This window comes from Micrococcus antarcticus (genome assembly GCF_044872765.1).
Taxonomy (GTDB): Bacteria; Actinomycetota; Actinomycetes; order Actinomycetales; family Micrococcaceae; genus Micrococcus.
The window spans coordinates 1988918-2015043 of record NZ_CP085253.1 but is presented as its reverse complement, the minus strand read 5'-3'; the positions used below and the strand labels follow the sequence as shown (position 1 = coordinate 2015043).

Genomic DNA, 26126 nt, shown 5'->3' with positions numbered 1-26126 from the left:
GTCACGGGGCGGGGGCCCGCCCGCCCCCATAGACTGGCGGCCGTTCCCCGCTCGGTCCCGCCCCCTGAAAGGCCCCCGTGACCTCATCCCCCGACGCCGGCTCCCCGGGCCCCGCGCACGACGACGGCGAGCGCGCCCTCGTCGCCGACACCCTCGCCCCCGGCACCGGCCGACTCATCGGCCTGCTCGTCTCCGCCGCCTTCGTGGTGATCCTCAACGAGACGATCATGTCCGTGGCGCTGCCGCGCCTGATGGAGGAGTTCTCGGTCTCGGCCGCCTCGGCGCAGTGGCTCTCCACCGGCTTCATGCTGACGATGGCCGTGGTCATCCCCTTCACGGGGTGGCTGCTGAACCGGTTCACGCTCCGCACCGTGTTCATCATCGCCATGAGCACGTTCACGCTCGGCACCGCTCTGGCGGGACTGGCGCCGACCTTCGGGATCCTGCTCGCCGGACGCGTGGTGCAGGCCGTCGGCACGGCCATCATGATGCCGCTGCTGATGACCACGGTGCTCAACGTGGTGCCGCTGGCCCGCCGCGGGCGCATCATGGGCGTCATCTCGATCGTCATCGCCGTGGCCCCGGCCAGCGGCCCCACCGTGGGCGGAGTGATCCTCGAGCACTTCACGTGGCGCTGGCTGTTCTTCACCGTGCTGCCCATCGCCCTGTTCGCGCTGGCCGCCGGCGCCGCGTGGGTCCGCAACGTCACCGAGCCGCATCCTGTCCGCCTGGACGTGCCCTCCGGAGCGCTCTCCGCCGTCGGCTTCGCGGGCCTGGTCTTCGGCCTCTCCAGCATCGGCGAGGCCGCGGGCGGGCACGCGGCCGTCGCGCCGTGGATCCCGATCCTGGTGGGAGTGCTCGCCCTGGCGGCGTTCGCGGCCCGCCAGCTGCGGCTCAAGGACCGCGCGCTCCTGGACCTGCGCACGCTCGCCCGGCCCACGTTCACGGTGGCGCTGGGCGTGATGCTCGTGTCCATGATGGCCCTGTTCGGCACCATCATCCTGTTGCCCATCTACCTGCAGGAGGTGCTCGGCTGGAGCACCCAGCAGTCCGGCCTGGCCCTGCTGCCCGGCGGCGTCGTGATGGCGGTGCTCGGCTACGTGGTGGGAGCCCTCTACGACCGCGTCGGCCCGCGCCCGCTCGTCGTGCCGGGCTCGGTTCTCGGCGCCGCGGGACTGTGGGGCTACACCACGCTGAGCGAGGACTCGAGCGCCCTCATGGTGGTGGGCCTGCACGTGGCCATCTCGATCGGCCTCTCCCTGCTGTTCTCCCCGCTCATGACGACGGCGCTCAGCGCCCTGCCCCGGCCGCTGTACGCGCACGGCTCCGCCCTGATGTCCACGCTGCAGCAGGTGGCCGGCGCGGCGGGCACGGCGCTGTTCATCACGCTGCTCACGGTGGGGACGGCGTCGTCGGCCGCGGCAGGCCTGCCGGCGCGGGCCGCCATGATGGACGGCGTGCACCTGGCGTTCCTCTCTGGCGCGGCGGTGTTCACGCTCAACGTGGTGGCGGTGTGGTTCGTGAAGCGCCCGGCGGCCGACGCGGCGTGAGCCCTGCCCCGGGTGACGAGCCCTGCGCTGTCGCCCTGGAGACCGCGCGACAGGCACAACGACGCAGGGTTCGTCGCATGGGCACGTCACCCCTCAGGGGAAGATCTGCCCCACCGGCGTCTGCTTCTCCGCCTGGAACGCGTCCTCGGCGCGGCCGAACGCCCAGTAGGCGCTGACGGACATGGACCGCCGGTCCACCCCGCGCTCGTCCGTGAGGTACGCCCGCGCGGCCTTCACCTGCTCGCGCTCCCCGTGCACGAACGCGTGCACCCGGCCCTCGCGCCACGGGAGCGCGCGCAGCTCGGCAGCCCAGCGCGTCGCCTCCGGGGTGAAGTCCCCGCCGCGGTGCAGCCAGCGCACCTCGACGCCGAGCGGTGCCTCGAGCGGCAGCTCGTCCTCCGCGCCGCCCACCTCGATCAGCGCGGTCCCGACGGCGTCCGGGGCCGTGCGCGCGAGGTCCTCCAGGGCGGCGGCGATCGCGGGCAGGGCGGAGTCGTCACCGACCAACAGGTGCCAGTCCGCCCCGGGATCGGGGCTGTAGCTGCCGCCGGGTCCCATGAACGCCACCGTGTCCCCCGGCTGTGCCGAGGCGGCCCACGGACCGGCGAGGCCGTCGTCGGGACCGGTCCCGTGCACCACGAAGTCCACGTCCACCGTGCCGGCCGCCGCGTCCACGGCGCGCACCGTGTAGGTGCGGCGGACGGGCATCTGCTCGGGTGTGAGGCGCTCGCGGAGGGCGTCCAGGTCGTAGGGCGGGGTGAGGCCGAGCACGGGGTCGGTGAAGAGCAGCTTGATGTACTGATCCGCCGCACCCTTGGCGGCCCAGCGGGCGTGGAAGTCCGCGAACTGCTCGCCGCCGAGCGTCATGCGGACCAGGTGCGGGCTGAGGCGCTCGGTGCGCTGGACCGTCAGCACGGTCTGGGGGCGGGCGGGGCGGCCAGGCTCGTCGGGGCGGGTCATGCCCTCACTCTCCCACGCCACGGCGCGACGAGCCCTGCGTTGTGGTGCCTGTTCCCGCGGGAACGGCAGCACGACGCAGGGCTCGTCGAGGACGGGGAGGTCAGCCGCGGAACCCCGCGCCCCGGTGATCCTCCGGCAAGCGCGGCCCCGCGCCGGTGATGTTCTCGCGCAGCGTCCTCCCGGCCTCGGGCTCGCGCAGCGCGCCGCGGCGGCGCAGCTCCGGGCTCACGAGCGTGGTGAACCGCTCGAGGTCGGCCGGGCGCACGGCCGCGGAGATGTTGAAGCCGTCCACACCGGTCTCGGCCTGCCAGCGCTCGAGCTCGTCCGCCACGGTCGCCGGGGAGCCCACGATCACGGGGCCGCGCCCGCCGATCGCCACGAACTCGGCCACGTCCCGCAGCGTCCACAGCTTCCCCGAGGGGTCCGCGGTGAAGGCCGCGAGCGCGGAGCGGTTCGCGTCCGTCACCACGTGCTCCAGCGGCGCGTCCGGGTCCAGGCCCGCGAAGTCCACGCCGGTCCAGCCGCCGAACAGGGCGAGGGCACCCTCGACGTCCACGAAGTCCGCGTAGCCACGCAGCCGCTCCTCCGCCGCCTCGTCCGTCTCGGCGACGACGACGGTCACCATCGCGAGCACACGGATCGCGTCCTCGGCGCGGCCGGCGTCGACGAGCCCCGCCCGCGTCTGCTCGACGAAGCGGCGGACGTGCGCCGTCGTCGGGCCGATGGCGAAGACGGCCTCGGCGTGCTCCTGCGCGAACCGCAGCCCCCGCGCGGAGGCGCCGGCCTGGAAGAGGAACGGGGTGCCCTGCGGACCGGGGTGGGTGAGCGCGGCGTCGGGGACGCGGAAGTGCGTGCCCGCCACGCCGGCCGGGTGCACGCGCTCCGGGTCCGCGAAGACGCCGGCGGCGGCGTCCTTGACCACGGCGCCCGGCTCCACCGATCCCTCGAAGAGGCGGTAGACGGCGTCGAGGTGCTCGTCGGCGCGGTCGTAGCGCTCGTCGTGCGGCAGCTGCCTGTCCAGCCCGAGGTTGCGGGCCGCGGAGTCCTGGTAGCTGGTCACGACGTTCCAGGCCACGCGGCCCTGCGTGAAGTGGTCGAGCGTCGCGAAGGTGCGGGCCAACTGGTACGGCTGCTCGTACGTGACGGACGCGGTCACGCCGAAGCCGAGGCGGTCGGTCACGGCGGCCATGGCGGGCACGGCCACGGTCGGCTCGAGCAGCGGCCACTGGACACCGCCGCGCACGGTGGCCTCGACCCCGCCGTCGTACACGTCGTACAGGCCCAGGACGTCCGCGAGGAACAGCGCGGTGAACCCGCCCTCCTCCACGGTGCGGGCGAGGTCGGTCCAGTAGGAGAGGCGGTCGAACTCGGCGATCCGCGAGTCCGGGTGCCGCCACAGCCCCGGGGACTGGTGCACGGGCGTCATCATCTCGAACGCGCTGAGCAGGAAGGGCTGGGCGCTCTGCGCCTCGGGCTGCGGGGTCATCGGGTCTCCTGGACGGTCGGGACGGCGGGCGCCGATCCGGACGCCTCGCCGCGGCGCGCGGTCGGATCGGCGGCCTGGCTGGACGCCCACAGGGAGAGCCCGGCCAGGACGGTGAGGTACGCGGCGATCAGCCACGGGGTGCGCCCTCCGGCTTCGAAGAGCAGGGCCGCGACGAACGGGGCGATGCCGCCGCCGAGCACCGTGCCGATCTGGTAGCTGAGGTTCACGCCGGAGTAGCGCACCTGCACGGGGAACTGCTCGGCGAACCACGCCGCCTGCGGGCCGTACACGGAGTCGTGGGCCACGTTGATCACGAGCACGACGACGATCGGCAGCCACGCGATCAGCCCGGCCTCGGTCACGGCGAACACGGCCCACCCGGCGCCGGCGATGAGGGCGTAGCCGAGCTGGGATACCCGGCGCCGGCCCCACCGGTCGGAGAGCGCGGCCCACAGCGGGGTGCTCACGAGTCCGATCGCGGAGGCGACCATGATCGAGGTGAGGAGGATCCCGCTGTCATGCCCGCGCAGCACGAGGAAGCTCACGAGGTACACGGTGATCAGGTAGTACACCCCGTTCTGTCCCAGGCGCAGGCCGGCCGTGACGAGCACGGCCCGGCCGTGGTCCCGCAGCAGCTCGCGGACCGGGGAGGCGCTGAGCTCGCCGGCCGCGCGCCGCTCCTGGAACTCCGGCGCGTCCTGCACGCCGAGCCGGATCACCAGGGCGATCGCCACGAGCACGGCCGAGGCGAGGAAGGGGATGCGCCAGCCGTAGGCGGCGAACTGCTCCTCCGTGGTGAACAGGTGGACGATGCTGAACGCGGCCGTGGCCAGCAGCATGCCCGCCGAGGAGCCGATTTGCGTGAAGGAGCCGAAGAAGCCGCGGCGGTGCGCGGGGGCGTGCTCCACGGACATCAGCGCGGCCCCGCCCCACTCCATCCCGGCAGAGACGCCCTGCACGAGGCGCAGGAGGACGAGACCGGCGACGGCCCACCAGCCGGCCTGCGCGAAGGTGGGCAGCAGGCCGATGAGGAACGAGGAGACGCCCATGAGCAGGAGGGAGACCACGAGGAGGGCCTTGCGCCCCACGCGGTCCCCGAAGTGCCCGGCCACGACCCCGCCGAGCGGGCGCATCACCACGCCCACCGCGAGGGTGGCGAAGGAGGCGAGCGTGGCTCCGAGCTGCGTGGCGCCCGGGAAGAACTGCACGTTGAACACGAGGGCGGCGGCCAGGCCGTAGAGGTAGAAGTCGTACCACTCGATCGTGGTCCCCAGCAGCGAGGAGACGACGGCGCGCGTGCGATGGCGCCGGGCCGCGGGGTCCTCGGCGGGGGCGGCCGGGGAGGCGGGCGCGTTCCCGGTGCCGGGTCCCGACGACGGCGGGGTCGCCTCCGGAGCGTCCAGGACGGTGCTCATCGGGCGTCCCCCTCGGTGATGACGACCGCGGACGCCGCGGCGTCGGTCGGCCCTGAACCCGTCGCCGGCGCATCGCCGATCGCGGAGAGCCCCTCGGGCAGGGTGCCGTTGATCCAGTAGTCGCCCACGGCCCGGGCGCGGAAGGCGATGGGGTTGTGTGTGGCAACGGTCTGCGCGTTGCGCCAGTGGCGGTCCAGGCCCTTGGCGGTGGACGTGTCCGAGGCGCCGCCGGTGAGGAAGAGCTCCTGCGCGGCGCCGATCGCGAGCTCGGGCACGGTGATCTGCGCGTGCTCCACCGCGACCTCGGCGTTCGCGAACGCGAGCGGCGTCTCCCCGTCGTAGCCCCAGCGGTCGGCGCCGGTGGCCGCCCCGGCGGCGAGCGCGGCGTCGAGCGCCTCCGCCGCCGCCAGCACCGCGGCCTCCGCGGTGAACGCCTTCGCGGCGATCCGGCCCACGGCCTCCTGGATCAGCGGGTCCTCACGGAACGGCAGGCCCAGGCCCGTGTTGAAGGTGCGCACGCGCGCGGCCACGCGGGCGGCGGCGTCGCGGCGGGAGGCGCGGGCGATCCCGGCCAGCACCGCGAGCAGGATCAGCTGGAAGTACGCGGCCTCGAACACGGCCTCGGGGGTGCCGGGGATGCGCCGCAGCACGTCGCCCGCGGGGATCCTCACATCCTCGAACACCGCGGTGCCCGTGCCGGTGAGGCGCTGCCCGAAGCCGTCCCAATCGTCCTCGAGGGTGACGCCGGCGGCGTCCACGGGCACGACGGCGAAGCCGCGCCCGGCGTCCACGCTCCCGTCGGCGCGGCGCACGGAGGCGGAGACGCGGGTGTGCGAGGAGAAGATCGAGCCCGTGGCGTAGTACTTCGTGCCGGAGAGCGTCCACGCGGGCGCGGAGTCCGCCGCGCCGTCGTCGCCCGCCTCCGCCGCGTCCTCCGTGAGCACCGTGTTGAGCGTGCCGAGCGCGTTGCCGCCCTTCTCCGTGGAGGCGTTGCCCACCGTGGCGCCGGCGAGGACGCGCCCGTACCAGCGCGTGCGGACGTCCTCGGGCTGGAACCGCAGCGCGTCGAGGAAGCCCAGGTGTGAGCGGTAGAGGTGGGCCACGTTGGAGTCGGCCTCGGCGAGGTCCACGAGCAGGGCGATCGCGGTGCGCACGTCGACGCCGGGCCCGCCCGCCTCGGCCGGGACGCGCAGCACCGCAAAGCCGGCGGCGTGGAGCGCGCGGACCTCCTCGAAGGGCAGGATCCGCTCGTGATCGCGCTCGCGGGAGCCCTCCGCGATCTGCGCGAACAGCGGCGCGAAGTGGGCGCGCAGCCCGGCGAGGTCGCGGGGCAGGTCGGCCACGTCGACCTCGGGCGGGGTGAGGACGGAGGCCTCCGCGCGGGGCGGCTCGGGGCGGACGTCCTCCGCGCGGGCGGCGGTGAGGGTCTCGGTCATGGGGGTCCTTGTCAGCGGGGCGGTCAGCGGTGGTGTCCGGCACCGACGGCCGAGTGCGTGGTCTGCCGCCACGCTAGGAGCGCGCCCGCCCACGGTCTGAACCGGGCCCCGGGCCGGAGTCACGACGGCGCTGCCGCACCGCCGAACGCGTCCGGCCGCCCCTGGATGACCCGTACGCTGGCCGCGTGCCTCCCGTGCTGCTGGTCCTGCTCTCCGTGCTGTGCCAGCAGCTCGGCGCCTCCATCGCCGGCCTGCTGTTCGGTCAGGTCGGCGCCTCCGGGATGGTCGCCCTGCGCCTCGTGTTCTCCGCCCTCCTGCTGCTGGCCTTCGCCCGCCCCGGGCGCCGCGCCCTGGCGAGCCTGACCGCGCAGGGGTGGGCCGCCGTCGTCGGGCTGGGGCTGACCATGGCCGGGATGAACCTGCTCATCTACGAGGCGTTCGACCGGATCCCCCAGGGCGTGGCCGTCACGTTCGAGGTGCTCGGACCGCTCGCGCTGTCCGTCCTGGCGCGGCGGCGCTGGGACGCATGGGCCTGCGCCGGCGTCGCCCTTGCGGGCATCGTGCTGCTCGGCCGGGACGGGTTCAGCGCGGGCGCGGGCGCCGGGCTGGATCCCGTGGGCGTGGCGTGCGCCGTGGGCGCCGCCGCCTTCTGGGCGGGCTGCATCCTGATGAGTCGGGCCGCGGGCGGGCATCTGCCCGGGGTGCAGGGGCTCGCGCTGGCCATGGTCGCGGGCTCCTTCCTCGCCCTGCCCATCGGCGCGACGACGGCGGGGCCCGCCCTGCTCGACCCCGTCGTGCTGGGCGTCGGGCTGGTGGTGGCGGTGCTGAGCTCCTCGCTGCCGTACGGGATCGAGATGCACGTGCTGCGCCGCATGCCCACCTCACTGTTCTCCCTCCTCACGTGCCTGTCCCCCGTGGCCGCCGCGCTCACCGCGTGGGCCGTGCGCGGGCAGGTGCTGGACGTGCCGGACGTGGCCGGGATGCTGCTCGTGGTCGCGGCGTGTGCGGCGGCGGTGTGGCTGGGGCGGGCGCCGGAGCGTCGCATGCGCCGGGCGACGGACCGCGGGGACCGGGCGGCGCGGGCCTGACGCCCGCCGCCCTCAGCGCGTCCACAGGATTCTGTAGCCTGAACGCATGACCCCCGCCACACCCCCCGGCCCGGGCCGGCCCGACGACGACGTCCCCGCCGCCGAGCGGGAGGCCCTGCGCCGCGGGGCGTGGCGGCCCTGGCTGCCGTTCCTGCTGACCGCGGCGGTGTGCATCGGCATGCTCGGGTGGGTCACGGTCGCCCTGCCCGACCTCCCGGACCGGGTCCCGGTGCACTGGGGCATCGACGGCCGTCCCGACGACTGGGACGAGAAGTCCCTGGGCACCGTCGGCATGGGGCCGATCGTCGCCCTCGGCATGACCGTGCTCATGGCGCTCATGGCCGCCATCGTGCCGATGATGTCTCCCCTGCCTCCGGACGCCTCCCCGTGGCGGCGCGTGCGGCAGGCCGGGGTGGACCGCGGCATGCGCACGGCCCTCGGGTGGATCGCCGCGTTGACCCTGCTCCCGATGCTCCCGTCGACGGTGGAGGTCCTCACCGCGGGCGCGTGGCGGATGCCCTGGTGGCTCATGCCGCTCAGCCTCACCCTCCTCATGGTCGGGGTGATGGTCGCGCTGAGCGCGGCGATCCGCGGCGGCACCCGCTGGTCGGACCGCGTCGCCCAGGACCTCGGCCACCGCCCCACCGCCGAGGAGGCCGCCGAGGAGGAGAAGTGGACCGCGGCGGGCCTGAAGCGCGACCCCGACGACCCCTCTGCCTTCCCGCCCAAGCGCGAGGGCTACGGCGTGGGCGCCACGGTGAACCTCGCCTCGCGCACGGGCCGCCTTCTCACCTACGGGTTCGTGGGCGTCTTCATCGTCGGTCTGCCCGCGGCCGTCTGGATCGCGGCGGCCCTGAACCGATGACCACGCGCCTGCTGCTCCCCGCCACGCTCCCCCTCCTCTCGGAACGAGGTGTCACGAAATGTGGGAACGCGGGCGCCATTCCAACGTTTCGTGACACCTCGTTCGCTGGGGAGGCCGGGGTCGGGGGCCGGCGGCCGGGGGCCGCGAGCGCCCCGGCGGCGCGTATGTGACGCGGTGTCCGACGTCGTCGCCCGGGCCTGGCAGGGTGGGGCGCGCATTCTCGCCCCCTGCCAGAGAGGACCGCCGTGGCCGACCACGAGTTCGGATTCCGCACCAAGGCCCTGCACGCCGGCGCCGTCCCGGACGCCGTCCACGGCTCCCGCGCGGTGCCGATCCACCAGACGAGCTCCTTCGTGTTCGAGTCCGCGGACGACGCGGCCAACCTCTTCGCGCTGCAGAAGTACGGCAACATCTACTCGCGCATCGGCAACCCCACGGTCGCCGCGTTCGAGGAGCGGATCGCCACGCTGGAGGGCGGCATCGGCGCGGTGGCGACGGCGTCCGGCATGGCCGCCGAGTTCGTCACCTTCGCGGCCCTCGCCGGGGCCGGCGACCACATCGTGGCGTCCTCGAAGCTCTACGGCGGCACGATCACCCAGCTGGACGTGTCCCTGCGCCGGTTCGGCGTCGAGACCACGTTCGTGGACTCCATGGAGGCCGAGGACTTCGAGGCGGCCCTCCGGGAGAACACGAAGGCCGTCTACACGGAGATCGTGGCCAACCCCTCCGGTGACGTCGTGGACCTGCCGGGCCTGGCCGACGTCGCCCACCGGCACGGCGTGCCGCTCGTGGTGGACGCCACCCTCACCCCGCCCTACCTGATCCGCCCGATCGAGCACGGCGCGGACATCGTCATCCACTCGGCCACGAAGTTCCTGGGCGGGCACGGCACCACGCTCGGCGGCGTCGTGGTGGAGTCCGGCCGGTTCCCGTGGGACAACGGCAAGTTCCCGTCCATGACCGAGCCCGTGCCCAGCTACGGCGGCGTGTCCTGGTGGGGCAACTTCGGCGAATACGGCTTCCTCACCAAGCTGCGTTCTGAGCAGCTGCGCGACTTCGGCCCGTCCCTGGCGCCGCAGTCCGCGTTCCAGCTGATGATCGGCGTGGAGACCCTGGCGCAGCGCATGGACGCGCACCTGGCCAACGCGCAGGCCGTGGCGCAGTGGCTGGACGAGGACCCGCGCGTCGCCTGGGTGGCGTACGCGGGCCTGCCGGGCCATCCCCACCACGCGCGCGGCCGGGAGCTGCTGCCCCAGGGCGTCGGCTCGGTGTTCAGCTTCGGCGTGGCGGGCGGTCGCGACGCCGGCGCGGACTTCATCGCGCACCTGCGGCTGGCCAGCCACCTGGCCAACATCGGCGACGCCAAGACGCTCGTGCTGCACCCGGCGTCCACCACGCACCAGCAGCTCACCGCCGGGCAGCTCGTGGCCGGCGGCGTGCCGGAGGACCTGATCCGCATCTCGGTGGGGATCGAGGACGTCGAGGACATCCTGTGGGACCTGGACCAGGCCCTCACCGCAGCCACGGGCCGCACCCGAGAGGACGACGACGTCGCCCCGGTCCGTGCGCCGACCGCCGTCGAGGCCGACGTCGAGAAGGAGGCCTGAGCCATGAGCACCACCCACCCCGAGCGGACCTGGACCGGCCCCAGCGCCCCCGAGCGCCTGGCGATCCTGCGGCGCACCCGCTCGATCGCGATCGTCGGCGCCTCGGACAAGCCCGAGCGCGCGTCCTACTTCGTGGCCACGTACCTGCTGAGCTCGACCACGTTCGACGTCTACTTCGTGAACCCCGTGCTCGCCGAAGCCGGCAAGGAGATCCTCGGCCACCAGGTCTACGCGTCGCTGGCGGACCTGCCCGTGGTGCCGGACCTCGTGGAGGTGTTCCGCAAGGCGGGGGACACCCCTGGCGTCGTGGAGGAGGCCCACGACGTGGGCGCGAGGACCGTGTGGCTGCAGCTGGGCATCTGGAACGAGGACGCCGCGCGTCAGGCCGAGGCCGCGGGCCTGGAGATCGTGATGGACCGCTGCGTGAAGATCGAGCACGCCCGCTTCCACGGCGGGCTCAACCTCGCCGGCTTCGTCACCGGCGTGATCAGCTCGCGGCGCCAGGAACTCGACCGCTAGGCGGACGACGCCCCATGTCGGGCGTCGTCCGGCCCTCGTTGCGCACCCGCCCGTCGATGGCGTGGGATGGGCCCATGACCTCCGAGCTCCCCTCCCCCTCCCTCTCCCCCACCTGGACCGGCCGCACCGACGGCGACGCCCCCGAGCACCTGCGCTGGCACCAGGTCGTCCGCCCCGCCGCCGGCCACGGTGAGCCCACGACGACGCAGCGCCACCCCGGCGCCGGCGCCCCGACGTCGGGCGCGCGGTCCACGGCGCTCGTCGGCTTCGCCTCGGACGAGGGCGTGCGCCGCAACCACGGCCGCGTGGGCGCCGAGGACGGCCCGGAGGCGCTGCGCGGTGCGCTCGCCTCGCTCGCGTACCTCGAGGGCACGGGCGCGCTCGTGGACGCGGGCGACGTGTCCGTGGACCGCGGTGACGACGACGCCCCGGGCGAGCTCGAGGCGGGCCAGGCCGAGCTGGGCACGGTGGTCAGCGGGCTGCTGAACGCCCACGACCTGGCCGTGGTGCTCGGCGGCGGACACGAGACCGCCTACGCCTCGATCACGGGCCTGACCGGCTCCACGCGCGTGGGTGCGGGCACCCGCGTGGGCATCCTCAACCTGGACGCGCACTTCGACCTGCGCGAGGCGCCGCGGCCCAGCTCCGGCACCCCGTTCCTGCAGGCGCTGCGCGACGCCGAGGGGGCGGAGCATCAGCTCTCCTACGCGGTGGTGGGCATCAGCGAGGCCAACAACACCCGCGTCCTGTTCGACACCGCGCGCGAACGCGGGGTCACGTGGGTGACCGACGAGCAGGCCCAGACCGCCGACGTCACCGGCGTGCGCCGCTGGGTGCGCTCGTTCATCAACGCCGTGGACGTGCTCTACCTGACGATCGACCTGGATGTGCTGCCGGCCGCCGTCGCCCCGGGGGTGAGCGCACCGGCCGGCTTCGGCGTGCCGTACGAGGTGATCCACGCGTGCACGCTGGAGGCCACCCAGTCCGGGAAGCTGGCCCTGGCCGACGTCGTGGAGCTCAACCCCTCCCTGGACGTGGACGGCCGCACGGCGAAGGCCGCGGCCCGGCTGATCCACGCGATCGTCAGCCGTCACCGGACGGACGCGTCGCTGCTGGCCTGAGCGGGCCGGGACTCGTTCAGGCGCGGGGGCCGCGCGCGTCAGCGTCGGTCCGCCCACGGGGCCGGGGGCTCGGCGCTGCCGTGGGCCGCGCGTCGGGCGGCGTAGTCCAGCGCTGAGCGTGCCAGGAAGTCGTGCAGGGCCAGCACCCCGGCCCGGGCTCCCGCCGAGTCCCTCCGGGTCACCGCCTCCAGCGCCGGGACGTAGAACGCCCGGCCGCGTTCGACCTCGTCGGGCAGACCCTTCGTGGTGGCGAGCCAGAACCGCCGGGAGAGCCCCTGGAGCGGGACCAGGGAATCGGCGAGATAGCGGTTGTTCGCGATCGTGCGCAGGAGTTCGTGCGAGCGCCCGACGGCGGCGACGTACGCCGGCAGGTCCTCCACCGTGCGCAGGTGCCGCACGTGGGCCGCGACGGCGGCCAGCTGCTCCTCGCCCGCCCGCGCGCAGGCCAGTCCCACGGCCAGCGCCTCGAGCGACCGCCGCACCTCCAGCCTCTCCAGCTGGTCGTCCACGGAGATCGCGGGGACCTGCAGGCCACGTCCCCCACCGGTCAGGAGCCAGTGGTCGCGGATGAGGCGCTGCACGGCCTCGCGCAGGGGCGTGCGTCCCGTCTCGGCGGCGGCGATGAGGGCCGCCTCGCTGAGGACGGCGCCCGGTGGCAGCTCCCCGGTCTCGATCTTCTGCGTCAGGCGGGCGTAGGCCTCCTCCGACTTGTTCATGGGCCCAGCCTAGGCAGTCATCTGCGCACATCCGCTTGATATATCCGGAATATGCGGCGTAGCGTGACCCACATCCTGTTACCGCCATCACACGGAGGACTCATGAAGTACCGCCCGCAGCACGACGCCAACCCCCTGCCCTTCTCCCCCTTCAAGAGCTCCACCGTGCCGCGGCCCATCGGCTGGCTGTCCTCCGTCAGCCCGGACGGCATGGAGAACATCGCCCCCTACAGCCAGTGGCAGAACCTCACCTTCGACCCGCCCATGGTGATGTTCTCCGCGAACCAGTACCCGGACGGACGCCGCAAGGACACCGTCCTCAACGCGGAGCAGACCGGCTGGTTCGTGTGGAACATGGCCACCTACGACCTGCGCGAGGCCGTCAACGTCTCCGCCATGGCCCTGGAGCCGGGCGAGAGCGAGTGGGACCGCATCGCGGAGCACGGCGTCACCAAGGTCTACGCGGACAACCACCCCATCCCGATGGTCGCCGAGTCCCCCGTGCGCTTCGAGTGCCGCTACCACTCGACGCACCGCATCAAGGGCGACTCGAACGTCGGCACCATCGACGTGGTCTTCGCCCACGTGGACACCATCCACATCGACGACGACGTCATCACCGCCGACGGCCGCATCGACATCCCGCGCATCCAGCCGATCGCGCGTCTGGGCTACTTCGACTACACCGTGGTGCGGGAGACCTTCGAGATGCGGGTGCCCGGCGCCGACGGCGACGCCCAGGCCGGCCTCGAGGGACGGGCATGAGCACCGCGGCCACCGGCGCGGCCCGGCCCACTCCCGTGCCCCAGGCCCGCCCCCGGAGCCTGAAGGACATGCTGGCCGTGAACTTCGGCAACGCGCTGGAGTGGTACGACTGGAACGTCTACACGATCTTCGCCCCGGTCTTCGCGGCGCAGATCTTCCACACGGACAACCCCACCTCCGGGCTGCTCGCGACCCTGGCCGTCTTCGCGGTGGGCTTCGTCGCCCGCCCCATCGGCGGCTACGTGTTCGGCGCCTACGCGGACCGGGTGGGCCGCAAGCGCAGCCTCTTCGCGGCGATGATGATCACCGCGCTCGGCAGCCTGATCATCGCCGTCACCCCCACCTACGGCACGGTGGGCGTCTTCGCCTCGGTCATCCTCGTCATCGCCCGCCTGCTGCAGGGCCTGGCGCACGGAGGCGAGATGGGCACCTCCGTGACCTACCTCGTGGAGCGCGCGCCGCAGGGTCGGCGCGGGCTGTTCGGGGCGACGTCGTGGGTGTCCGTGGTGGTGGGCACGATCCTGGCGACCCTCGTGGGTCTGGCCATCAACACGCTGCTCTCCCACGAGCAGGTGGCGTCCTGGGGCTGGCGCGTGGCGTTCGGCATCGGCGGCGTCCTCGGCCTCTACGCGCTGTACCTGCGACGGAGCCTGACGGAGTCGGAGCACTTCACGGCGGCGCAGCAGGTGGTGCCCACCGCGGACGAGGCCCCACGTCGGGAGCCGGGCGCAGTGTGGCGCGGCCTGCTGACGATCTTCCTGGTCTCCGCGGGCGGCTCCCTGATGTTCTACACGTGGTTGATCTACCTGCCCACGCACGCGCAGGTGGCCCATCACATGGACAAGTCCACCACGCTCTCGGCCTCACTCGTGGCCCAGGTGATCTTCCTGGCCGCCATCCTCGGGGCGGGCCTGCTGGGTGACCGGGTCGGGCGCCGTCCGCTGGTCATCGCCTTCGGCCTGCTCTTCGTGCTGCTGCCGTTCCCGCTGTTCGGCATGCTGGACGGCACCTTCGCCTCGTTCGTGCTCGTGCAGAGCATCGCCCTGCTGGCCGTGGCGCTGCTGTTCGGCGTCAACGGCGCCGTCTGGTCCGAGGTGCTGCCCACGGCGGTGCGCGCCAGGGGCGTGGCCACCATGCTCTCGCTGGCCACCGCGATCTTCGGCGGCACGGCGCCGTACCTGATCACGTGGCTGACGGCGCAGGGCTGGACCAGCGCGTTCCCGATCTACCTCATGGTGGTCGGCGGCCTCACCGGGTTGACCGGCCTGTTCATGAAGGAGACGAAGGACGTGGACCTGGCGGCCTGAGCCGGGGTGACCGGGCCCGACCCGCAGGCCGCCCCCTCCACACACAGACCCCTCCACACACAGACCCCTCCACACACAGAGTGGTCACGACACGCCGCCTCGTGCAGACGGACGCGGCATGTCGTGACCACTCTGTGGCGTCTGAGCACTCTGCGGCGTCAGTGCCCCTCGGCCTCGGCGCCCTCGGGCTCCTCGGCCAGGTCCTGCGGCTCGGCGTCGGCGGACACGCCCGCGAGCACCCCCGCCACCGCCTTCAGCACGGACCCGTCGCGCAGGGCCTGCTCAGCGGCGGCCAGCTGCGGGGCCATGTACTGGTCCGGGCCGGGGCCGGGGACGCCGGCCTCGCGGATCACGCGGACGGCGGCGCCGGTCGCGGCGGAGGGCTGCAGCGGGGCGCGCAGCTCGATCGCGCGGGCGGCGGCCACGAGCTCGACGGCGAGCACGCGCCGGAAGTTCTCCACGGCCGAGCGCAGCTTGCGGGCGGCGTGCCAGCCCATGGAGACGTGGTCCTCCTGCATCGCGGAGGACGGGATGGAGTCCACGGACGCGGGCACGGCCAGACGCTTCATGTCCGAGACGAGCCCGGCCTGCGTGTACTGGGCGATCATCATGCCGGAGTCCACGCCCGGGTCGTCCACGAGGAACGCGGGCAGCCCGTGCGAGCGGGCCGGGTCCAGCATGCGGTCGGTGCGGCGCTCGGACATGCTGGCGACGTCGGCCACCGGGATCGCCAGGAAGTCCAGCACGTAGGCGATCGGGGCGCCGTGGAAGTTGCCGTTCGAGGAGACGCGGCCGTCGTCGAGCACCACCGGGTTGTCGATGGTCGCGGCGAGCTCGCGCTCGGCCACGGACGTGACGTACGCGAGGGTGTCGCGCAGGCCGCCGGCCACCTGGGGGGCGCAGCGCAGCGAGTAGGCGTCCTGCACGCGGGAGTCGCCCACGCGGTGGCTCGCCACAATCGGCGAGCCGGCGAGGATCTTCAGCATGCGGTCCGCCGAGGCGGCCTGGCCGGGGTGCGGGCGCAGCGGGGCGTGCAGCTCGGGCACGAACACGCGGTCGGTGCCGAGCAGGGCCTCCACGGACATCGCGGCGGTGAGGTCCACGGTATCGGCGAGCTCCTCGAGGTCGGCCAGCGCGAGGATCAGCATGCCGAGCATGCCCTCGGTGCCGTTGACGAGGGCCAGGCCCTCCTTCTCCCGCAGCTCGACCGGCTCGATCCCGGCCTCGGCGAGCGCCTCGCCGGCCGGACGCAGCGCGCCGTCCTCCCCGACGACGTCGCCCTCGCCCATGAGCGCGAGCGCCACGTGGGACAGCGGGGCCAGATCGCCCGAGCAGCCGAGCGAGCCGAACTCGCGCACGCCCGGGGTGATGCCCGCGTTGAGCATGGCCACGAAGGTCTCCACGACCACGGGGCGCACACCCGTGCGGCCGGAGGCCAGCGTGGTGGCGCGCAGGAACATCAGCGCGCGGATGACCTCACGCTCCACCACGGGGCCCATGCCGGCGGCGTGGGAGCGGATCAGCGACTTCTGCAGCTGCGCGCGGGACTCGAGCGGGATGTGCTTGTCCGCGAGTGCGCCGAAGCCGGTGGAGACGCCGTAGGTGGGGGTCTCGGCCTCGGCCAGTGCCTGGACGTGGCGGCGCACCGCGCCGACGGTCTCGAGGACGTCGTCGGCGAGCACCACGCGGGCGTCGTGGCGGGCCACGGCGACGACGTCGTCCAGGGTGGCCCCGGACGTGCCGAGCGTGACGGTGGCGGGAGGGGTGGTCATGGGCGGTGCGCTCCTCGGGTGGTGGGGTGGGTCGGGCCCGACGCCGGGCGGGTGTGTCCGACGTCGGGCGTCACCGGGCGGGTGGTCCCGGCGGTGATCGTACGGGGTGGGCGACCTCAGACGACGCGCCGGCCGGCCCGCCACACCGCGTGGGTGAGCGGCATGCCGGGGCGGTAGGCGAGGTGGATGGCGGCGGGGGCGTCGAGCACGTGGAGGTCCGCGCGCTTGCCGACCTCGAGGCTGCCCACGCGGTCCTGCGCGCGCAGACCGATCGCGCCGCCGAGCGTCGCGGCCCGCAGCGCCTCGGCCAGCGTGAGGCCCATCTGCAGCACCGCGGTGGCCACGTTGAAGTTCATGGACGTGGTGTAGCTCGTGCCGGGGTTGCAGTTGGAGGCCAGCGCGATCTCGATCCCGGCGTCCAGCAGGCGGCGGGCCGGGGCCAGGGGGGCGCGGGTGGAGAGGTCGCACGCGGGCAGGCAGCCGGCCACGGTGCCGGGGGTGCCGGCGGCCGACGCGCGGTCCCAGTCGCCCCACGTGCCGGCCAGCGCCTCGACGTCCGCGTCGGCGAGGAAGTTCACGTGGTCCACGGAGGCGGCGCCGAACTCGACGGCCAGGCCGACGCCGGGGCCCTCCTCGATCTGGTTGCCGTGCAGGCGCACGCGCAGGCCCGCGGCGGTGCCCGCCTCGAGCACGCGGCGGGTCTGCGCGGCGTCGAAGGCGCCCTTGTCGCAGAAGACGTCGATCCAGCCCACGTGCTCGCGCACGGCGTCCAGCATGGGGCCGACGACGTCGTCGAGGTAGTCCTCCGCCTCGCGGCCCTTCGGCACCAGGTGGGCGCCGAGGAACGTCACCTCGTCGATCTGCCCCTCGGCCTTCAGCTCCGAGAGCAGGCGCGCGTGACGGGCCTCCTCCTGGACGGAGAGGCCGTAGCCGGTCTTCGTCTCGAGGTAGGTGGTGCCGCCGGCGACGGCGTCCGCCACACGCCCGGCGACCAGTGCGCGCAGACGCTCGTCGGAGGCCTCCCGCGTGGCCGACGTGGTCACGCCGATGCCGCCGGCGGCGTAGGACTCCCCGGCCATGCGGGCCTCGAACTCGGCCGAGCGGTCGCCGTCGAACACGAGGTGGGTGTGCGAGTCCACCCAGCCGGGCAGCACGGCACGCCCGCCCACGGACACGCGCTCGTCGGCCCCGGGGGCCTCGGCGGCGGCGCCGATCCACGCGATCCGCTCGTCCTCCACCACGACGGCGGCGTCCGCCAGGACCCGGCCCTCGGGGTCGACGGTGGTCAGCTCGGCGATGTCGGTGAGGAGCGTGGAGCGCATGGGGGCCTTTCGGAGCGGGCGGGCGAGGGAGACGGAGGAGCGACGTTCCCAGGATGTCAGGTCAGGGCGGCGACGAGATGGGCCACCGGGGTGGCGAGCAGGATCGTGAGGATCACACGCTCCGCCCAGACGACCACGAGGTGCCAGAGCTTCACGGGGATGTCCGTGGCGAGGATGGCCGGGACCACCGCCGAGAAGAAGATGATCGCGGACACGCAGATCACACCGATCACGAAGCGCGCCACGAAGTCCTCGTGGCCCGCCGCCATGGTGGCCGGGATGAACATCTCGGCGATGGAGGTGGCGGACGCCGTGGCCAACAGGCCCGGGTCCGAGAAGCCGAGGAGGGCGAAGAGCGGGAAGAAGAGGTAGCCCACCCACGTGAAGACCGGGGTATGGGTGGCCAGCAGCAGCGCGATCAGGCCCACGGACATGATGGACGGCAGGATCTGCATGACCATCACGAGACCGTCGCGGAAGTTGAGCCACACATTGCGCCCCAGCGACGGAGCCTCGGCGAGCGTCTGCTCCGCGGCCCGGCGCGCGACGCTGAAGCGGTCGGCCGTGACGGGCTGCTCCGGATGGTGCTCGACGCCGGGGTGGACCTCGTCCGGGATGCGGCTCAGCGGGGGGATGCGCACGGTGATGGCGGTGACGAGGAATGTCACCACGAGGGTGCCGAAGAAGTACCAGAGCCACACGTCCATGAGACCGAGCGTGCGGGCCACGATCACCATGAAGGTCGCGGACACCGTGGAGAAGCCGACGGCGATGATGGCCGCCTCCTTCGCCGTGTACCGGCCGCCGCGGTACATGCGGTTCGTCAGAAGCAGTCCGAGGGCGTAGCTGCCCACGAACGAGGCCACGGCGTCCACGGCCGCACGGCCGGGCACCTTCCAGATCGGCCGCATGGCCGGGCGCAGGTACACGCCCACGAACTCCATGAGTCCGTATCCGATGACCAGGGCGAGGAAGACGGAGCCGATGGGCACGATCAGCCCGACCGGGACCACGAGCTTGTCCAGCAGGAACGGGCCGATGGCCTTGTCCAGGATCCAGCTCGGGCCGAAGCCGAACACCACCATGCTCGCGGTGACGAAGCCCAGCACCGCGAGGAAGGCGAAGGTCATCCGCATGGGGCCCTGGCGCCACCGGCCGGTCGCGAACGGGTACACCGCGCCGGCCGCGATGATGGCCAGGCCCACGAAGCGCTCGGCCGGTCCCAGGATCCTGCGGACCCAGGTCACCATGTGGTCGAGGGGGATGGTGCTGACCCCGTCGATGGTGATCGGCACGAAGAACATGAAGACGCCGATCGCCGAGTACACCAGCATGCGCCACCGCGCGGGAGGGCGGGGATCGTCGTTGCGGATGGCGGCCATCGCCGTCGTGTTCGTATGCAGCTCTGCGTCTCCGGGATGGGCCTGCGCCATCGTGGTGTCCTTTCACCGAGCGGCCCGAGCGGTCATGCCCGCCCGGGCCGCTTCTTCAGGTGCGCGGGCGGCGGCTGCCGCCCGCGCCGAGACCCGCTCAGTCGCGGATCTTCGCCTCCATAGGCACGCGCACGCCGCGCTCGGCGGCGACTTCGGCGGCCCGGGAGTAGCCGGAGTCCACGTGGCGGAAGACGCCCATGGCCGGGTCGTTGGTCAGCAGGGCCTCGAGCTTGGCCGCGGCCAGCTCGGTGCCGTCCGCCACGCCCACCTGGCCGGCGTGGATGGAGCGGCCGATGCCCACGCCGCCGCCGTGGTGGATGGAGACCCACGTGGCACCGGAGGAGGTGGCGGTCAGGGCGTTGAGCAGCGGCCAGTCGGCGATCGCGTCGGAGCCGTCCAGCATGGACTCGGTCTCGCGGTACGGGGACGCCACGGAGCCGGAGTCCAGGTGGTCACGGCCGATCACGATCGGGGCCTTCACCTTGCCCTCGGCCACGAGCTGGTTGAAGAGCAGGCCGGCCTTGTGGCGCTCGCCGTAGCCGAGCCAGCAGATGCGCGCCGGCAGGCCCTCGAACTCCACGAACTCGGCGGCGCCGTCCAGCCAGCGGTGCAGGTGCTCGTTCTCGGGGAAGAGCTCCTTCAGGGCCTCGTCGGTGACGCGGATGTCCTCCGGGTCGCCGGAGAGCGCCACCCAGCGGAACGGGCCGAGGCCCTCGCAGAAGAGCGGGCGGATGTAGGCCGGGACGAAGCCCGGGAACTCGAACGCGCGGGAGTAGCCGGCCTTGCGGGCCTCGTCGCGGATGGAGTTGCCGTAGTCGAAGACCTCGGCGCCGATGTCCTGGAAGCCGACCATGGCCTCGACCTGGCGGGCCATGGACTCCTGGGCCTTCTTGGTGAACGTGTCCGCGTCGGCCTCGGCCTCGGCGTGCCACTCCTCCACGGTGTACTCCAGCGGGAGGTAGGAGAGCGGGTCGTGCGCGGAGGTCTGGTCCGTCACGATGTCGATCTCGACCTCGCCGGCCTTCTGGCGCTCGAGCAGCTCGGGGAAGACCTCGGCGGCGTTGCCCACGAGGCCCACGGAGACGGCCTCGCCGTCGCGCTTGGCCTGCATGACGCGCTCGATCGCCTTGTCGATGTCGGTCTCCACCTCGTCGAGGTAGCGCTTGCCCATGCGGCGGCGCAGGCGCTCCTCGGAGACGTCCACGATCAGGCAGACGCCGCCGTTGAGGGTCACGGCCAGGGGCTGGGCGCCGCCCATGCCGCCGCAGCCGCCGGTGAGGGTCAGGGTGTTCTTGAGCGTGCCGTCGTACTTCTTGCGGCCGATCGCGGCGAAGGTCTCGTAGGTGCCCTGCAGGATGCCCTGGGTGGCGATGTAGATCCACGAGCCGGCGGTCATCTGGCCGTACATCATGAGGCCCTCGGCCTCGAGCTTGCGGAACTCCTTCCAGTTGGCCCAGTCGCCCACGAGGTTGGAGTTGGCGATCAGCACGCGCGGCGCCCACGTGTTGGTGCGGATGACGCCCACGGGCTTGCCGGACTGCACGAGCAGCGTCTCGTCGTCCTCGAGGTCCTTGAGGGTCTCGACGATCGCGTCGAACGCCTCCCACGAGCGGGCGGCGCGGCCGGTGCCGCCGTAGACGACCAGGTCCTCGGGGCGCTCGGCGACCTCCGGGTCCAGGTTGTTCATCAGCATGCGCAGGGGAGCCTCGGTCTGCCAGGACTTGGCGGAGAGCTCGGTGCCGCGGTCGGCGCGGATGGTGCGGGACGGATCGTGCTGGGTGAAGCCCTCGGCCATGGTGGTTCCTCTCGAGAAGGCGGTGCGCGGCGTCGCCGAGGGGGACTCCCCAGGCTTGCCGTTGCGCGGCAACGTGTTGCCACCCATTGAAACAGTGAGCATCGACACATGCAAGCCCCCTCGGCGTGCCGGGCAGTACTCTCCCCTTCATGGCCACCGCATCGACTCGCACCGTGGACCGCGCGCTCGAGCTGCTCGCGGCCGTCACCGAGGAGGCGCCCCTGAGCCTCTCGGAGGCGGCGCGGACCGCCGACCTCCCCCCCTCCACGGCGCTGCGCCTCCTGCGCAGCCTCGAGAGCGCGGGGCTCGTGGCCCGCGACGACGACGCCCAGTACCGCCCCGGACCGCGTCTCCTCCAGATCGGCGCCCGGGCCTTCACGCGGGAACCGCTCGTGGCCCTCTCGCGTGACGCGATGGAGGAGGTGGTCGCCGGGACCGGCGAGTCCGTGTACCTGGCGATCCACGGTCCGGGCGAGACCGCGCTCTACATCGCGATCGTGGAGGGCACCCACTCGGTCCGGCACACCAACTGGGTGGGCCGCACGGTGCCGCTCGCGGAGAGCGCCGTGGGCCGCGCCTTCCGGGGAGAGGTGCCCGCCGGGGAGTACACGCAGCGCACCCACTCCGTGGAGCCGGACGTCACCGCCCTGACCTCCCCCGTCGTGGTGCGAGGCGCCGTCGTCGGGGCGCTCAGCACCCTGGTGCCCGACTACCGGTGCACGGACGAGCTGGCCGAGCGCTGCGGCCGGGCCCTGGTGGCCGCCACGGCGCGCATCGCGCGCGCGCTCTCCGGCGACTGAACCATTCCCAGCCAAACCACAGGCGGCTCCCCTGGATTACCCACCCTCGGCTCCTACGCTGAAGGCACCTCATCAAGGTGCGAGTGATGACGGTGCGAGTGATGACGGACCAAGGCCCCGAGGGCCGGCGCGATGCCGGGCCTCGGGGCCTTGATTCCGTCCGGCGGTCCCCCGACCGCCCGTGCCGGGCGTGCACGGGAGGACCGCCGTCGTGGGTCAGCGACGCGCGGAGGTGAGCCCCGCCCAGAGGCCGCCGATCAGGCCGCCCAGCGGAAGCAGCCAGAAGACGTGGAAGCCGATGGACTCGACCGCCGTGTTCGAGAAGACCATCAGGAGGAGCGCGGCGGCGATCAGGCCGCCGATCACGCCGCCGATCACGTAGCGGGCCGCGGAGCGGGCCGCGCCGCCCATCATGAGGACGATCCCGTAGCCGAACGCGGCGGTGAGGGCGCCGCCCACGAGGCCGAACATGACGGACTGCAGGGTGACGACCCACCCGCGGCCGGTCTCGCCGGTGGACGGGAGGAAGCCGTTCTGCTCCAGGTTCAGGTCCCGCACCGCAGCGGTGCCGGCCTCGGGGAAGAGCACCACGCGGGCGATCATGAAGGCGATGGTCAGCACCGCCGCGGCGATCATCACGCGGTTGGCGAAGCCCCAGCCGTCCACGGGACGGGTCGGCTCGATCATGGTCTCGTCCACGGTGGCGTGGCGGACCGGGCGCACGGGCTCCGTGCGGCCGGCGCGGGCTTCGACGGCGGTGGCGCCGTGGGCGGGGTTCTGGGCGGTGTTCATGTGGATACTCCCGTTCCTCCCCGTCGCACGGGGCGCGTTCCGAGCGCCGGGGGGGCGCCCGCGTGGATGCACGTCTGAGCTGATTTTAGGCGTGCTCCCAGGCAAAGGGGTAACGCGGACCGTCAGAGGACGTCCGCGCGTCGATTGGCGAGCACGGGGAGGAACTGCCGCACCTGGTCGATCCGTTCGCGGGTCACATCGGCGGTGGCCACGGCCTCGGGCTCGTCGGTCAAGGCCGCCACGGTGAGCGCGAGCGGATCGATCACCGCCGAGTGGCCCACGGTGCCACCGCTCGCGGACGAGTCCGGGGCGCACGTGTCCGCCGCCGCCACCCACACCGTGTTCTCCACGGCACGCGCCTTCAGGAGCGTCTGCCAGTGGTCCACCTTGTGCTCGCCGGAGAACCACGCGGCGGGGGTCGCGATCACGTCCGCTCCCGCGAGCGCGAGGGCCCGTGACACCTCGGGGAAGCGCAGGTCGTAGCAGGTCTGCAGGCCCACCCGCAGGCCGGCCAGCTGGACGACGGCGGTTCCGCCGTCACCCGGGGTGATGCGGTCCGACTCGCGGTGCGCGAAGGCGTCGTAGAGGTGCAGCTTGCGGTAGGAGCCGGCCACGGCACCCGCCGCGTCCACGGCGAGGAGAGTGTTGTACGGGCGGTCGGATCCGCTCGGCTCGTAGCCGCCCGCGATGACCGCCAGACCGTGCTCGCGGGCCAGCCCCGCCAGCCCCTCGGCGAAGGGCCCCCACGCAGCCGCGACGGCGCCGGGGAAGTCCGCCTCCGACGTCGCCCGGGCGGCGAGCATGGCCTCCTCCGGGAGCACGAGCAGCCCCGCGCCCTCCGCGGCGGCGCGCTCGGCGAGCCGTCCGGCGGCGGCCAGGTTCTGCTCGACCCGGGCCCCCGGCCCGAACTGTCCCACGCTGATCCTCATGCACCCAGCCTGCCATGACTGGTCAGCACCCACAGGGGGGGTCCACGCTAGGAGGGCAGACCTCGCCCGCGCGCAGCCGTGCGGGCCCGTCGACACGGAAGGCAACGATCATGACCTCGAAGCAGCCCCCCATTCCCGGCACCCCCGGGCCTGTCACGCCCGAGCTGATGGAGCCGACGGCGCAGGCCTCGCCGGACGCCCCCGTCGCGGTCCCCGCCCCGGACCAGAAGGGCCCCGCCACGGTGTCCCCCACCGGCCAGGCCACCGGCGCCGATCCGGCCGCCGTCGCCCAGGGCGGCCAGTTCCTGACCACCGCGCACGGCGCCCGCCTGCAGGACTCTGACCACTCCCTCAAGGCAGGCCGCCGCGGCCCCACCCTCCTGCAGGACCACCACCTGCGCGAGAAGATCAGCCACTTCGACCACGAGCGCATCCCCGAGCGCGTGGTGCACGCCCGCGGCGCCGGCGCCCACGGCGTGTTCCGCGGCTACGGCACCGCCGCCAAGATCTCCCAGGCGGGCCTGTTCGCGAAGGACAAGGAGACCGAGGTCTTCGTCCGCTTCTCCACCGTGCTCGGCTCGCGCGGGTCCTCCGACCTGGCCCGCGACACCCGCGGCTTCGCCGTGAAGTTCTACACGGACGAGGGCACCTGGGACCTGGTGGGCAACAACATGCCCGTCTTCTTCATCCAGGACGCCATCAAGTTCCCGGACGTCGTCCACGCCGCCAAGCCCCACCCGGACCGGGAGATCCCCCAGGCCCAGTCCGCGCACGACACGTTCTGGGACTTCGTCTCCCTGCACACCGAGGCGCAGCACCACACCATCTGGAACATGTCCGACCGCGGCATCCCGCGCTCGTACCGCACCATGGAGGGCTTCGGCATCCACACCTTCCGCCTCATCGCGGCGGACGGCTCCACCGTGCTGGTGAAGTTCCATTGGAAGCCCAAGCTCGGCGCGCACTCCGTGACGTGGGAGGAGGCGCTCATCACCAACGGCGCCGACCCGGACTACCACCGCCGCGACCTCGCCGACGCCATCGAGGCCGGCGCGTTCCCGGAGTGGGAGCTCGGCGTGCAGGTGTTCGAGGACAACGAGGAGCAGATGTTCGAGGGCATCGACCTGCTCGATCCCACGAAGATCGTGCCCGAGGAGCTCGTCCCGGTGCAGCCGCTCGGCCTGATGACGCTGAACGCGAACCCCTCGAACTACTTCGCGGAGACCGAACAGGTGGCCTTCAACCCGGCCAACCTGGTCCCGGGCATCGACGTCACCAACGACCCGCTGCTGCAGGGCCGCCTCTTCTCCTACCTGGACACCCAGATCACCCGCCTCGGCGGCCCGAACTGGACCCAGCTGCCCATCAACCGCCCGCACGCCGCGGTCAACGACATGCTGCGCGACGGCATGCACCAGAGCGCCGTGCACCGCGGCGTGGCCCCGTACCGCCCGAACACCCTCGACGGCGGCCTGCCGTTCGAGACCCCGGCGGACGAGCGCCCGTTCATCGACGCCCCGGCCCCGATCGAGGCCGGTGTGAAGGAGCGCGCGGTGGCCGCCTCGTTCGAGGACCACTTCTCGCAGGCACGCCTGTTCTTCCTCTCCCTCTCGGAGGTGGAGCGCGAGCACGTGGCGCAGGCCTACACCTTCGAGCTGGGCAAGTGCTACGAGCAGACCATCCGCGAGCGCCAGCTGGCGCACCTGGGCGCGATCGACGAGCGCCTCGCGGCGCAGGTCGCCGCCGGCCTCGGCATGGAGGTCCCGGCCCCGACTCAGGCCCCCGCGGACGTCACGCCGTCGCCGGCGCTGTCGCAGGTGGGCAAGGAGTGGCCGCTGGACGGCCGCCAGGTGGGCATCGTGGTGGGCGCCGACGTCGACGCCAAGGAGCTCGACGCGCTCGTGCAGGGCGTGCACGGGGAGGGCATGACCCCACTGGTGATCGCCCCGACCGGCGGCCCCGTGGCCGGCGGCATCGTCGCGCAGCGCACCTACCTGACCGCGGCCTCGGTCGAGCTCGACGCCGTGGTGGTGGCCGGGCCCGTCCCGCCCGCCGCGGACGCGCAGCTCGGCCTGGACGCCAAGGCCGGTGCGGACGACGCCGCGCAGGTCGACCCGCGCGTCGCCAAGCTCCTGCAGGAGATGTGGCGCCACTCCAAGGCCGTCGTGGCCCTCGAGGCCGGCGCGCCCGTGCTCGAGACGACCGGCGTGGCCGGCAAGGGCGTGGAGACCGTCGCCGACGGCGCGTCCGCCGTCGCGAAGCTCCAGGAGCTCATGCCGGCGCACCGCGTCTGGGACCGCTTCCCGACGACGGGCCGCCTCGCCGACTGACCCCTCCCCCAGGGGAACTTTCGCTAGGGAAAACGTCGCCTCCATCCCAGAACGTTGGGATGGAGGCGACGTTTTCCCTAGCGAAAGTGTGGGGGTGGGCGAGTGGCCGCCCGCAGAC

21 protein-coding genes are annotated in these 26126 nt (G+C 73.2%); 10 read left to right on the top strand and 11 right to left on the bottom strand.

Annotated features, from left to right (window positions below; genetic code table 11):
* Window positions 1-77: 77 nt before the first annotated feature.
* Complete coding sequence (locus tag LG274_RS09490; RefSeq protein WP_404464126.1) at window positions 78-1550, top strand: MDR family MFS transporter; 1473 nt, start codon at window positions 78-80, stop codon at window positions 1548-1550.
* 93 nt (window positions 1551-1643) lie between these two features.
* Here the strand turns inward: LG274_RS09490 and LG274_RS09485 are convergent, their stop codons facing one another.
* From LG274_RS09485 to LG274_RS09470, 4 genes are all read right to left on the bottom strand, one after another.
* Window positions 1644-2510 carry a siderophore-interacting protein gene (locus LG274_RS09485; RefSeq protein ID WP_298710505.1) on the bottom strand — a complete coding sequence of 289 codons (867 nt, stop codon included), beginning with the start codon at window positions 2508-2510 and terminating at the stop codon, window positions 1644-1646.
* Between the two features lie 100 nt (window positions 2511-2610).
* Entirely contained in the window at window positions 2611-3996 is a 1386-nt protein-coding gene (locus tag LG274_RS09480) for an LLM class flavin-dependent oxidoreductase (protein WP_298710507.1), read from the bottom strand.
* Window positions 3993-5411 (bottom strand): MFS transporter, encoded by a 1419-nt coding sequence (locus LG274_RS09475; RefSeq protein ID WP_298710509.1) that lies wholly within the window; start codon window positions 5409-5411, stop codon window positions 3993-3995. Before LG274_RS09475 ends, LG274_RS09480 begins: the two co-directional genes overlap by 4 nt.
* Window positions 5408-6847 (bottom strand): acyl-CoA dehydrogenase family protein, encoded by a 1440-nt coding sequence (locus tag LG274_RS09470; protein WP_319075457.1) that lies wholly within the window; start codon window positions 6845-6847, stop codon window positions 5408-5410. The genes LG274_RS09475 and LG274_RS09470 overlap by 4 nt, the downstream gene beginning before the upstream one ends.
* Window positions 6848-7032: 185 nt before the next feature.
* Between LG274_RS09470 and LG274_RS09465 the strand changes: the two genes are divergently transcribed.
* From LG274_RS09465 to hutG, 5 genes are all read left to right on the top strand, one after another.
* Window positions 7033-7935: an EamA family transporter gene (locus LG274_RS09465; RefSeq protein WP_404464122.1), complete on the top strand. Its 903-nt coding sequence runs from the start codon at window positions 7033-7035 to the stop codon at window positions 7933-7935.
* A 46-nt stretch (window positions 7936-7981) separates the two neighbouring features.
* On the top strand, window positions 7982-8800 hold the full coding sequence (locus LG274_RS09460) for a DUF1648 domain-containing protein (protein ID WP_319075454.1): 819 nt from the start codon (window positions 7982-7984) through the stop codon (window positions 8798-8800).
* A 245-nt stretch (window positions 8801-9045) separates the two neighbouring features.
* Complete coding sequence (locus LG274_RS09455) at window positions 9046-10407, top strand: O-acetylhomoserine aminocarboxypropyltransferase/cysteine synthase family protein (RefSeq protein WP_404464119.1); 1362 nt, start codon at window positions 9046-9048, stop codon at window positions 10405-10407.
* Window positions 10408-10410: 3 nt separating this feature from the next.
* Window positions 10411-10926, top strand: coding sequence for a CoA-binding protein (locus LG274_RS09450; RefSeq protein WP_298986453.1), 516 nt, complete (start codon window positions 10411-10413; stop codon window positions 10924-10926).
* 74 nt (window positions 10927-11000) lie between these two features.
* Window positions 11001-12047, top strand: a complete 1047-nt coding sequence (gene hutG / locus LG274_RS09445) for a formimidoylglutamase (RefSeq protein ID WP_298710520.1) — start codon at window positions 11001-11003, stop codon at window positions 12045-12047.
* 38 nt (window positions 12048-12085) lie between these two features.
* Here the strand turns inward: hutG and LG274_RS09440 are convergent, their stop codons facing one another.
* Entirely contained in the window at window positions 12086-12763 is a 678-nt protein-coding gene (locus LG274_RS09440; RefSeq protein WP_298710523.1) for a GntR family transcriptional regulator, read from the bottom strand.
* A gap of 102 nt (window positions 12764-12865) precedes the next feature.
* Between LG274_RS09440 and LG274_RS09435 the strand changes: the two genes are divergently transcribed.
* Window positions 12866-13528, top strand: a complete 663-nt coding sequence (locus LG274_RS09435) for a flavin reductase family protein (RefSeq protein WP_298710524.1) — start codon at window positions 12866-12868, stop codon at window positions 13526-13528.
* Window positions 13525-14835: an MFS transporter gene (locus tag LG274_RS09430; RefSeq protein WP_404464116.1), complete on the top strand. Its 1311-nt coding sequence runs from the start codon at window positions 13525-13527 to the stop codon at window positions 14833-14835. The genes LG274_RS09435 and LG274_RS09430 overlap by 4 nt, the downstream gene beginning before the upstream one ends.
* Window positions 14836-14993: 158 nt before the next feature.
* On the opposite strand, the gene hutH is transcribed toward LG274_RS09430, so the two are convergent.
* The 4 genes from hutH to hutU form a co-directional block, all read right to left on the bottom strand.
* Window positions 14994-16607 carry a histidine ammonia-lyase gene (hutH, locus tag LG274_RS09425; protein ID WP_404464114.1) on the bottom strand — a complete coding sequence of 538 codons (1614 nt, stop codon included), beginning with the start codon at window positions 16605-16607 and terminating at the stop codon, window positions 14994-14996.
* Between the two features lie 116 nt (window positions 16608-16723).
* The gene (gene hutI, locus LG274_RS09420) at window positions 16724-17929 is read right to left on the bottom strand and encodes an imidazolonepropionase (protein ID WP_298986439.1); all 1206 of its coding nucleotides are present in this window, start codon (window positions 17927-17929) and stop codon (window positions 16724-16726) included.
* Window positions 17930-17985: 56 nt separating this feature from the next.
* Window positions 17986-19362 carry a YjiH family protein gene (locus tag LG274_RS09415; protein ID WP_404464112.1) on the bottom strand — a complete coding sequence of 459 codons (1377 nt, stop codon included), beginning with the start codon at window positions 19360-19362 and terminating at the stop codon, window positions 17986-17988.
* Between the two features lie 97 nt (window positions 19363-19459).
* The gene (gene hutU, locus LG274_RS09410; RefSeq protein ID WP_366371476.1) at window positions 19460-21157 is read right to left on the bottom strand and encodes a urocanate hydratase; all 1698 of its coding nucleotides are present in this window, start codon (window positions 21155-21157) and stop codon (window positions 19460-19462) included.
* A 149-nt stretch (window positions 21158-21306) separates the two neighbouring features.
* Here hutU and LG274_RS09405 point away from each other — a divergent pair, with 149 nt between their 5' ends.
* Window positions 21307-21957 carry an IclR family transcriptional regulator gene (locus tag LG274_RS09405; RefSeq protein ID WP_248116442.1) on the top strand — a complete coding sequence of 217 codons (651 nt, stop codon included), beginning with the start codon at window positions 21307-21309 and terminating at the stop codon, window positions 21955-21957.
* A gap of 216 nt (window positions 21958-22173) precedes the next feature.
* Here the strand turns inward: LG274_RS09405 and LG274_RS09400 are convergent, their stop codons facing one another.
* A complete protein-coding gene (locus LG274_RS09400; RefSeq protein ID WP_248116440.1) occupies window positions 22174-22749 on the bottom strand; it encodes a hypothetical protein in 576 nt (191 codons plus the stop codon).
* A 122-nt stretch (window positions 22750-22871) separates the two neighbouring features.
* Window positions 22872-23678, bottom strand: coding sequence for a carbon-nitrogen hydrolase family protein (locus tag LG274_RS09395; RefSeq protein ID WP_404464109.1), 807 nt, complete (start codon window positions 23676-23678; stop codon window positions 22872-22874).
* Between the two features lie 110 nt (window positions 23679-23788).
* Between LG274_RS09395 and LG274_RS09390 the strand changes: the two genes are divergently transcribed.
* Window positions 23789-26008, top strand: a complete 2220-nt coding sequence (locus tag LG274_RS09390; protein ID WP_404464107.1) for a catalase — start codon at window positions 23789-23791, stop codon at window positions 26006-26008.
* Window positions 26009-26126: the final 118 nt, after the last annotated feature.